Origin of the sequence: Brevundimonas sp. (genome assembly GCF_035626975.1) — a bacterium.
Taxonomy (GTDB): domain Bacteria; phylum Pseudomonadota; class Alphaproteobacteria; order Caulobacterales; family Caulobacteraceae; genus Brevundimonas.
Genome location: NZ_DASPMQ010000024.1, coordinates 25,998 through 35,942, shown reverse-complemented (window position 1 = coordinate 35,942; position 9,945 = coordinate 25,998). Strand labels below are relative to the sequence as shown.

General features: G+C 68.1%; 12 protein-coding genes. 7 read left to right on the top strand and 5 right to left on the bottom strand.

Going from position 1 to position 9,945, the window contains the following annotated elements:
- Positions 1-502: Clp protease N-terminal domain-containing protein (locus VEB62_RS07040; RefSeq protein ID WP_324797299.1), on the bottom strand; the 502-nt coding region annotated here is incomplete at its 3' end.
- Between the two features lie 11 nt (positions 503-513).
- The gene (gene clpS / locus VEB62_RS07035; RefSeq protein ID WP_324797296.1) at positions 514-846 is read right to left on the bottom strand and encodes an ATP-dependent Clp protease adapter ClpS; all 333 of its coding nucleotides are present in this window, start codon (positions 844-846) and stop codon (positions 514-516) included.
- Positions 847-1,017: 171 nt separating this feature from the next.
- On the opposite strand from clpS, the gene VEB62_RS07030 reads away from it, so the two are divergent.
- Positions 1,018-1,509: a nuclear transport factor 2 family protein gene (locus VEB62_RS07030; protein WP_324797293.1), complete on the top strand. Its 492-nt coding sequence runs from the start codon at positions 1,018-1,020 to the stop codon at positions 1,507-1,509.
- 72 nt (positions 1,510-1,581) lie between these two features.
- Here VEB62_RS07030 and phaP read toward each other — a convergent pair whose 3' ends face one another.
- The gene (gene phaP / locus VEB62_RS07025) at positions 1,582-2,079 is read right to left on the bottom strand and encodes a phasin family protein (protein WP_324797292.1); all 498 of its coding nucleotides are present in this window, start codon (positions 2,077-2,079) and stop codon (positions 1,582-1,584) included.
- A 286-nt stretch (positions 2,080-2,365) separates the two neighbouring features.
- On the opposite strand from phaP, the gene VEB62_RS07020 reads away from it, so the two are divergent.
- The 6 genes from VEB62_RS07020 to VEB62_RS06995 all read left to right on the top strand — a co-directional run bounded on the left by VEB62_RS07020 (position 2,366) and on the right by VEB62_RS06995 (position 7,498).
- Positions 2,366-3,811, top strand: a complete 1,446-nt coding sequence (locus VEB62_RS07020; protein WP_324797290.1) for a D-alanyl-D-alanine carboxypeptidase — start codon at positions 2,366-2,368, stop codon at positions 3,809-3,811.
- Between the two features lie 297 nt (positions 3,812-4,108).
- Positions 4,109-4,492, top strand: coding sequence for a 30S ribosomal protein S6 (gene rpsF, locus VEB62_RS07015; protein WP_324797287.1), 384 nt, complete (start codon positions 4,109-4,111; stop codon positions 4,490-4,492).
- Between the two features lie 12 nt (positions 4,493-4,504).
- Positions 4,505-4,780 carry a 30S ribosomal protein S18 gene (rpsR, locus tag VEB62_RS07010; protein WP_324797284.1) on the top strand — a complete coding sequence of 92 codons (276 nt, stop codon included), beginning with the start codon at positions 4,505-4,507 and terminating at the stop codon, positions 4,778-4,780.
- A 1-nt stretch (position 4,781) separates the two neighbouring features.
- Entirely contained in the window at positions 4,782-5,366 is a 585-nt protein-coding gene (gene rplI / locus VEB62_RS07005) for a 50S ribosomal protein L9 (protein ID WP_324797282.1), read from the top strand.
- 145 nt (positions 5,367-5,511) lie between these two features.
- Complete coding sequence (locus VEB62_RS07000; protein ID WP_324797280.1) at positions 5,512-5,886, top strand: hypothetical protein; 375 nt, start codon at positions 5,512-5,514, stop codon at positions 5,884-5,886.
- Positions 5,887-6,004: 118 nt separating this feature from the next.
- Positions 6,005-7,498, top strand: a complete 1,494-nt coding sequence (locus VEB62_RS06995; protein WP_324797278.1) for a replicative DNA helicase — start codon at positions 6,005-6,007, stop codon at positions 7,496-7,498.
- On the opposite strand, the gene VEB62_RS06990 is transcribed toward VEB62_RS06995, so the two are convergent.
- Together VEB62_RS06990 and VEB62_RS06985 are read right to left on the bottom strand one after the other, a co-directional pair.
- Entirely contained in the window at positions 7,486-8,928 is a 1,443-nt protein-coding gene (locus tag VEB62_RS06990; protein WP_324797275.1) for a hypothetical protein, read from the bottom strand. The two genes, VEB62_RS06995 and VEB62_RS06990, sit on opposite strands and share 13 nt — an antisense overlap.
- Positions 8,929-8,998: 70 nt before the next feature.
- Entirely contained in the window at positions 8,999-9,814 is an 816-nt protein-coding gene (locus VEB62_RS06985; RefSeq protein WP_324797272.1) for a carbohydrate ABC transporter permease, read from the bottom strand.
- Positions 9,815-9,945 lie beyond the last annotated feature (131 nt).

Here is a 9,945-nt window from a genome sequence, read left to right as displayed (position 1 = left end):
TCGGGCGCTCGGTCGAAGACTCCTCCTCGCTTCCGCGCGGGGAGCGGCTCTCCGTGAGGCCGGGACGCTTGGCGATGCCGTGGCTGATATAGTTGACCGCGTCGTAGCGGGTCATGTCCTGCTCCTGCAGGAAGTAGGCGGCGTGGCTCTCACGCTCGCTGAAGATGGCGACCAACACATTGGCGCCGGTGACCTCCTCGCGGCCCGAACTCTGGACGTGGATCACGGCGCGCTGGATGACGCGCTGGAAGCCGGCGGTCGGCTTGGCGTCCTCGCCGTCCGAGGTGGCCAGCGCCGCCAGGTCGGTGTCGACATACAGCGTCAGCGCCGTCTTCAGGCTGGCCAGATCGACGTTGCAGGCGGTCATCACATTGCCGGCGTCCGGATCGTCGACCAGGGCGAGCAGCAGGTGCTCAAGGGTGGCGTACTCGTGCCTCCGCTCGTTCGCATAGTGGACGGCGCGGTGCAGGGTCTCTTCGAGAGGACGCGAAAATGACGGCATGGAGGTTCCTCTCAGTCCTTTTCCATCGTGCATTGCAGAGGGTGCTGGTGACGGCGCGCCGTCTCGACCACCTGCGCGACCTTCGTTTCGGCCACTTCGTAGGTGAAGACGCCGCACACTCCGACGCCATGCTGGTGCACATGCAGCATGATGCGGGTCGCGTCCTCGCGGCTCTTCTGGAAGAACCGCTCCAGCACGTAGACGACGAATTCCATCGGCGTGTAGTCGTCGTTCAGGATCAGCACCCGATACAGCGAGGGCTTCTGAAGCTTCGGCTTTGTTTCGGTGACGGTGGCGGCCCCGAGGCCCCCTTCCTGATCACCGGCCTTACGTGACGGCGGCATTCGTTGTCCGTGTGTGGGAGTCGATGGACAGATAGGAGATGATGGCCTGATTTGAAGCGGCGTCCAGTCACACGTTTCGTGACGGCCTGCATGACCGAAGTTTCACGGGACAAGGGTCCCGCGACCCCGCAGCATGGCCTCACCGTCACCCGGCGGCGGAAGGAGAACGTCATGCTGCTCCCTTTGGTTCTCGGCGCCCTGGCCCTGCTGCAGACCCCGCCGGCCGTCCCGGCCCAACCGGATTTGACCGCGGTGATCGTGGAGCAGGACGCGGCCCTGTTCTCGGTGATGTTCGAACGATGCGATCCGCCTGCCCTGACCGCCCTGCTGACCGCGGACTTCGAGTTCTATCACGACAAGGGCGGCGCGATGTTCGGCCGGCAGGCCTTCGTCGACGACTACGCCCGCCGTTGCCGGGAACGGCAGGCGCCCGGCGCGTGGCGGTCGCGGCGCGCCCTGGTGGGCGATACGCTGCAGGTCTACCCCGTGCCCGGCTATGGAGCGGTCGAGGAAGGCTCCCACCTGTTCCATGAGCGTCGCGGCGACGGACCGGAAAACCTCACCGGCCGGGCCCGCTTCTCGATCGTCTGGAAACTGGATGCGGACGGCGCCTGGCGGGCGGCGCGGGTTCTGAGCATCGATCACGGGCCGGCGTCGGACTAGCGGACCGAACGAAAAGGCCCCCGGGATCGCTCCCGGAGGCCTTTCGTACGCTTACTGGGGAGGCAGGTCGCCTTAGCGGGCGGCCTGGAACTTCTCGACCGAGGCGGTGACGCGCTCGTTGATCGGCTTGAAGCTGTCCTTGACCGAGGCGGTGAACACGTCGGTCATGCGGGTGACTTCGGCCAGATAGGTTTCGGCGGCCGACTTGGCCCAGTTGGTCTGCAGCTCGAGGGCTTCCTGGACCGAACGGGCCTGGGCCAGCGACTGGGCGGCGGCGACGCCGTCTTCCCACGACTTCTTGCTGTAGGCGACGGTCTGGGCCGACAGGGCCTCGACGCCCTTCTGGGCGGCCGTGGCCGAGGCGACGACGGCCTCAAGGTTCTTCTTGCCCTCGGCGTTCAGCTCGGTCAGGCCGGCGACCGACTTGTCGGCGGCTTCACGGAAGGCCTGCGCGCCGGCAGCCTGGATTTTTTCGGCCTGGGCCTGGGCCTTCTCGGCCGAAGCCTTGACCTGGGCGGTGGCGGTTTCGACGGTCTTCTTGACGTTCACGGTTTCGGCGCTGTCGGCCATGGTGTTTCTCCTGAACCTGTCGCGGCTTTGCCGCTTGTGATTTTTCCCGCGGCAGGCGATCCCACCGCGACGGACTGTCATATGGTGCAAGTGCGAAGGGAGGTCAAGGGATTTTGTGCGCTGCACAATAATGTCATGAAACCCGCGCATGCGCCTGACAGGAGAGGCCGCTTCACAAAACCGTTGATGGCTTGTTTACCCTCATGAAACCCCGATGACGCATGGTAGACTTTCGTCAGCGTCGCGTGGTGGGGCCGCCGTCGCGCTTTATGTATGAGGCCTGCGCTTGCCGATCGTCGCCCTGATCCGCCGTGGATTGCTTTCGCTGATGCTGGTCGCCGCCCTGGTGGTGGTGCCGACTACGCCGCCGGTGGTCGCCCAATCATCCGACAACGCCCGCTACGCCGCCATCGTGGTCGACGCCGAGTCCGGCGAGGTCCTGTTCGCGCGCCATGCCGACAGCCGACGCTATCCCGCCTCCATCACCAAGGTCATGACCCTGTACCTGACCTTCGAGGCGCTCAGCGAGGGCAAGGTCAAGCTGGACGACGTCATCACCGTCTCGCCACGCGCCGCCAGCCAGCCGCCGTCCAAATTGGGCCTCGCCGCGGGCCAGACCATCACCCTCGACGATGCCATGAAGGCCACCGCGGTGCGCAGCGCCAACGACATGGCCATGGCCATCGCCGAGCACGTCGGCGGCTCCCAGGACCGCTTCGCCGCCCAGATGACGCTGAAGGCCCGTGAATTGGGCATGACCCAGACCCGCTACGTCAATCCGAACGGCCTGCCCGACGCCCGCCAACTGACCTCGGCCCGCGATCTCGCCATCCTCGCCCGCGCCGTGATGCGCGACTACCCGCAATACTACCGCTATTTCGGTCTGCACGACTGGGCCTACCAGGGTCGCGAGTTCCGCAACACCAACGGCCTGCTGCGTCAGGGCGCCGGCTACGACGGCATGAAGACCGGCTACACCAATGCGTCCGGTTACAATCTCGCGGCCTCGGCCGTGCGGGACGGCCGGCGCTTGATCACCATCGTCCTCGGCGGTCGCTCGACCGCCAGCCGCAACAGCCACGTCGCCGCCCTGATGGACACCGGCTTCGAGGTCGAGCGCCTGCGCCGGTCCGGCCAGACCATCCAGGTCGCCCAGACCTTCTTTGAGGAGCGGGGCTTCGGCATCGGTTCCGACAATTCCGGCCCGATCGAGTACGCCTCCGCCGCGAACGACAATGAGACGGACGAGGAGACCGGCGTGGGCTCGCCCACGGCCGTCAGCTACGTCTCCCTGCCCGCCCCGCCGCCGCAACCCGCGCTGGTCGCGCCGGCTCCGTCGGAAGCCCGCACCGTCGCCGCCCTCCTGCGCGCCGAGGGACCGACCGATGTCACCGCCTCCCTGAACGGCGCGCCGGCCCGCCCGGCCTCGCCGCCGCCCGCGGCGCGGCCGTCGGCCGTTCGACCGGCCCCGGCCCGGCCTCCCGCGCGCGAGCCCGCCGGCCGCTGGACCGTCCAGGTCGGCGCCTTCCGGGACGAGGCCGTGGCCCGCGACTGGCTGACCGAGGTCAACCGCCGCTTCCGCAGCCAGTTCGCCGCCGCCGAACGCACCGTGCAGAACGCCGAGGGCTGGTATCGCTCGCGCTTCACCGGCATGAGCGAACAGGCCGCCCAGGCCGCCTGCGCCACCCTGGCCGAACGCCGCGTCACCTGCATGGTTATCCGGCCGCAGTAGGCGTCAGTTCGTGACGATTTCGACCACGCGATGCCGATGATTTCGACCATCGGGACTGCTGTTTTATGAAGTAAGCCTCGACATCCACGCGGGTTCGCCGGGTTGCGATGACTTTCACGCACCAGCCTTGCCGGGCAGCCGCTTTTCCCCTATACGCGCCGCCTTTCCAGGGCTTCGGTCCTGACGCGGAGTTCCAAAGGGTTCGGGAAGTCATCCCGGCCGCCGCTTCAGGATCCATCGTGGGAGAGGACTTTACCCGGTCCCCTCGCGCCGACGCCCTACAAGGGAGACTACCGCATGGCTCTTTACGAGCACACGGTCATGTCGCGCCAGGATATCAGCGCGCAACAGGCCGAAGCGCTGAACGACACCATCAAGGGCTTGATCGAGCAAGGCGGCGGTTCCGTCGCCAAGATCGAGTACTGGGGTCTGCGCAACCTGACCTACCGGGTCAAGAAGAACCGCAAGGCGCACTATTCGCTGCTCGCCGTTGACTGCCCGCCCGCCGCCATGGCCGAAGTGGAACGTCAGCTGTCGATCAACGAGGATGTGTTGCGCTGGCTGACCGTCCGCGTCGAGGAACTCGACCTGGAGCTGTCGCCCCTGCTGGCCCGCCGCGAACGCGAGCGTGAGCGCGAGCGTGAACGCACGCCCCGCGAAGACGCCGTCGAAGCCGAATAAGGAAACCGGAACATGACCGACACCACCGCCCCCTCGCCGGGCGCGCCGGCCGGCTCCGGCCCGGCCCGCCGTCCCTTCTATCGTCGCCGCAAGGTGTGCCCGTTCTCCGGAGCCGGCGCTCCGAAGATCGACTACAAGGACGTCAAGCTGCTGCAGCGCTACATCAGCGAGCGCGGCAAGATCGTCCCGTCGCGCATCACGGCCGTCTCCCAGAAGAAGCAGCGTGAACTGGCCAAGGCCATCAAGCGCGCCCGCTATCTGGCCCTCCTGCCCTACGTGGTGAAGTAAGATGAAGGTCGTTCTGCTTGAACGCGTCGAGAACCTCGGCGCCATCGGCGACGTCGTGTCCGTCAAGGACGGCTTCGCCCGCAACTTCCTTCTGCCGCGCGACAAGGCCCGTCGGGCCACGTCGGCGAACCTGAAGGCCTTCGAACTCGACCGCGCCGCCATCGAGGCCCGCAACGAGAAGAACAAGGCCGAAGCGCAGAAGGTCGCCGACAAGATCGACGGCCAGACCTACGTCATGATCCGCCAGGCGGGTGAGACCGGTCAGCTGTACGGTTCGGTCGCCGGCCGCGACGTCTCCGAGGCCATCCAGGCCGAAGGCGGCAAGGTCGAGCGCTCGCAGGTCGTGCTCAACACCGCGATCAAGACCCTGGGCGTCCACGAAGTGCAGGTCCGCCTGCACGCCGAGGTCTCCGCCACGGTCAAGATCAACATCGCCCGCTCGGCCGACGAGGCCGAACGCCAGGCGAAGGGCGAGGACGTGATCAAGTCCGCCTATGACCAGGACCGCGCCGAGGCGCTGGAACAGGCCAAGGACATGGTCGCCGGCGGCGCCGGCCAGCAGGACGGTCTCGGCTCCGAAGCCTGAGTCCAGCCTGATCGCTGAAAACGGTTGAAGGGGCGCGTCCATCCGGGCGCGCCCTTTTCGCTGCGCCGGGCCGCGGACCGGCCTGCCCTCGGGAAGCGTTGCCTCAGGGGCGTCACCGCCCTAACTGGGACACCGGAGATTCTTCATGACCCGGCCCGCCCTCGCCGCCGCCCTCGGCCTCGCCGTCGCCCTGTTCGCCACCGCCGCCCAGGCGATGACCGTGCGCGAGTTTCTGGCCATCGCCGACCGCCTGCCCCAGAACGCCACCGCCGTGCTGCGCCCCGAGGGCCGGCGTCTGGTCGACGAGGTCACCGGCGCCGTCCGCACGCTCAAGGCCGAACAGGCGGCGGCGATCCGGGCCGGGCGGCGCCCCGCCCACTGCATCCCGCCGCGCGGCACGGGCATCTCGCCCCGGGCGCTGATCGCCCGCTTCCGGGCCATGCCCAACGCCCGGCGCGACATCAGCGTCCTCGACGCGCTACGCGAGTGGATGGCCGAGCGACACCGCTGTTCCAGCTGAGCGTTAACTGATCCGATTACGGAATTCCGGAGCGTCCACAGCGAGCGAACGTCTGTCCCCGTCCAAGGCTACGTCCGCACATGACGCAGGGACCGGGTAAGGGCATGACATGCCCCCGATGACCGCCTTCGCCCCCGTGCCCTTCCCGTCCTCGATGGACCCCTCGTCCATCCCGTCCCTGCCCCACAACCTCGAGGCGGAACAGGCGCTGCTGGGCAGTCTGATGTTCGACAACGCGGTGTTCGAGCGCCTGTCGGACCGCCTGCGCGGCAGCCATTTCTACGAGCCCTTCCACCAGCGGCTCTACGACGCCATCGAGGACCACGTCCGCCAGGGCCTGCTGGCCGAGCCGACCATCCTTATGGAGCGGTTCAAGCTGGACCCCGCCTTCCAGGAGTTCGGCGGCCTGCGCTACCTGGCTGACCTCGTCGACCGCGCCCCTCCGGCGGCCAACGCCCCCGACTACGCCCGCGTCGTCTATGACCTCGCCCTGCGCCGCGACCTGATCCGCATCGGGGGCGAGATCATCAGGGAGGCGCCCCAGCCCGAAACCGCCGCCATCGACCAGATCGAGAGCGCGGAACAGCAGCTCTACACCCTGGCCGAGACCGGCAAGCCGTCCTCCGGCTTCGTCAGCTTCTCCACCGCCCTGTCCGGGGCCGTGCAGATGGCCGCCGAGGCCTACCAGCGCGACGGCAAGCTCGCTGGCCTGGCCACCCAGCTGGACGACCTCGACCAGAAGCTGGGCGGCCTGCATCCGTCCGACCTTCTGATCCTCGCCGGCCGCCCCTCGATGGGCAAGACGGCGCTGGCCACCAACATCGCCTTCAACGTCGCCCGCAGCTACCGCTGGGAGCCGACGCCCGAGGGCCGCAAGACCGTCAACGGCGGCGTGGTCGCCTTCTACTCGCTGGAAATGAGCGCCGAACAGCTGGCCATGCGTATCCTCGCCGACGCCTCGGGGGTGTCGTCGGACAAGCTGCGCAAGGGCGAGATCGACGCCGCCGACTTCGGCAAGATCCGCGACGCCGCTGTCGAGATCGGCGAAAGCCCGCTGTTCATCGACGCCACCGGCGGCCTGTCCATGTCCAAGCTGGCCGCCCGCGCCCGCCGGCTGAAGCGGATGGAGCACGGGCTGGACCTGATCGTCGTCGACTATCTCCAGCTGATCACCACCGGGGAAAGCAACAGCCAGAAGAACCGGGTGCAGGAGGTGTCCGAGATCACCGGCGCCCTCAAGGCCCTGGCCAAGGAGCTCAGCGTGCCGATCCTGGCCCTGTCGCAGCTGTCGCGTCAGGTCGAGCAGCGCGAGGACAAGCGGCCGCAGCTGTCCGACCTTCGCGAATCCGGCTCGATCGAGCAGGACGCCGACTGCGTGATGTTCGTCTACCGCGAGAGCTACTACCTCGGCCGCGCCGAACCGCGCGAGGGCTCCGAGGAGCACCTCAAATGGCAGGAGGACATGGACCGCCTCAAGCACCAGGCCGAGGTCGTGATCGGCAAGCAGCGCCACGGCCCCATCGGCATCGTCAAGCTCAGCTTCGACGCCGACACCACCCGGTTCGGCAACCTCGCCCAGGGCCAGCGCTACGACCAGCCCTACGGGGACTGATCGCGAACGAGCGTGGCGTCGGCGGCCCTGCGGCCGATGACCAGCTGGATCGCGGACCAGCCGCCGGCGTCCTCTCCGTCGAGGTTCCGGACGGCCTCGGCGAAAATTGCGTCCACCCGGGCCGGGTCGCCGGCGATGGCGGCCACCATCATCCGTTCCTCCGCCCCGGCCTCGGCCCACGCCGCCTGATCCGCCTCGAGACGGGCCAGGAGGTCGGCGGCTTCAGTCTTCGCCTCGCGCCGCGCGAGGGCGGGAACCACCAGCTTCAGTTCGAAGTCGATGCCGGGTTGGGTGATCCATGCAGGGTCCGGTCGTCTTCCGGCGTCCAGTTCCGCCAGATAACGATCACGGCCGGCGAGGTACCCGTTCGCCAGCGCCTCGTCCCGTGCGCCCAGGCGATACAGGCGCAGCACCGGAAGCCTGATGGCGCGAGTGGCCCTCTGGGCCTGCTTCGCCGGCGATGAGGTTCGTGCGTCCCGGGAATCCGAAAGCAGCTGCGCAATCGCGCGCGGGGCGAGAGCCGCGCCCTCACGCGCGGCGCTGAGAGCCGCCTCCCGGTCGCCCGCTCCCTCGAACAGCATGGACGCAGAGCCGAGATCTTCGCTGCGATCCTCGAACGACCGCCCCGGATCCCGACCGCGCTCGACCAGCGCCGCCCCGGCCCGCCGCATCTCCACCGTCGCGCCGACCTCCGTCAGGACGTTGACGGCTGCGTCGAACGACAGGGGAATCTCGTCACCGTCGATTATGGCGTCCACGACCCGTCCGGCAGCGTCGGCGTCATAGCCTCCTTTCAAGCGGGCGTGGTCGATCTCCAGCCGGACGCCCGGAAGATGATAGCCGTCCGCACGCTCGCCGCCGCTCGCGAGCCAGGCTTCGGCCGCTCGCCAGTCGCCTCCGATCCTGGCGACAAGACTGGCGAAGCCGGCCCTCTGATCGTCCGTCCAGGCGCCATCAAGCGGTGCCTCAAGGATCAGGGTGCGAATGTCCCCGGGCCTATCCGCCCGGTGAGCGGCGCGGATCAGCCGCTCACGCGTCTCCAGATCGGCCACCGGCTCGCCCAGGGCGACCGACCAGAGCCACCGGGCGCGAACGTCTCCCGGAAGACCGCTGTCGTAGAATTCCACCTCGCTGAAGATCGCCAGCACCTGTTGCGCCTCGGCGGGCGACAGCGAGGGCCGCTCTCCGTGGGCCACCCTTGCCGCAAACCCGACCGCATTCCGGTATTCAGAAGTCGCACGCAGGCGAGCGGCATCCTCCGCCCCGGCGGCGATCAGGTCGGGGATCCCGGCTTCCGGCTCATCCAGAAGGCCCAAATCGACAATGCACCCCAGAGGTTGAACGCGGTCGAGGCAGCCGGCGTAGCCGTCTGGCTCCGACGGCCCGCCCACGAGCATGGCGAGACCCGCGACCGCCCCGATCCAACCCATGCTCCACTCCCCGCAACCTTGGAGATGCTGACATGAGCGCGGGACAACGGCAAAGGTTTGGCGGTCGCCCCTACCCCTTCACGCTCCCGGCCAGCATGCCGCGGATATAGTAGCGCTGCAGGGCGAGGAACAGGATCAGCACCGGCGCGACCGTGATCACCGCCCCGGCCATCATCATCTCGATGTCCTGCACATGCTCGCGCGACAGGGCGGCCAGCGCCACCGGCAGGGTGTAGTTCGACTGGTCGGTCAGGATGATCAGCGGCCACAGGAAGTCGTTCCAGCTGCCCAGGAAGACGAACAGCGCCAGGGTCACGATGATCGGCTGCAGCGTCGGCAGCACCACGCGGCGGAAAATCTGCCCCTCCGAGGCGCCGTCGATCCGCGCCGCCTCCAGCATCTCGTCGGGGATCGACAGCGAATACTGCCGCACCAGGAACAGGCCGAAGATCGAGGCCAGCCACGGCACCAGCGCCCCGGCGTAGGTGTTCACCAGCCCCATCCCCTTGAGCATCAGGAACAGCGGCAGGGTGCCGATCTGGGCCGGCACCACCAGCGCCGCGACCAGAAGCTGGAACATCCGCTCGCGCCCCCGGAACCTCAGCTTGGCGAAGGCGTAGCCGGCCGGCACGGTGAACAGCAGCGCCAGCCCCGTCGCCAGCGTCGCCAGGGCGAAGCTGTTCCACAGATAGCGCCCCATGCCCTGGGTCACGAACAGGTCGCGGTAGTGATCCAGCGTCCAGGTCTTCGGCAGCAGCGGCGGGGGGAAGGTCGCCGCCTCCCCCGTCGACATGAAGCTGACCGACAGCATCCACAGCAGCGGGAACAGCACCAGCAGCGCGATGAAGGCGACGCCGAGGTTGAGGGCGACGGCTCGGACTTTCATGACCTCCCTCCCTCTCCTCTGCCGTCATCCTCGGGCTTGACCCGAGGATCAGACGTTGGGGCGAGCTGTTCGTCGCCGATGGCCCCGCAGCCCGATTTCCCAGCCCGCCACCGCGCACCGGACGGTCTGAT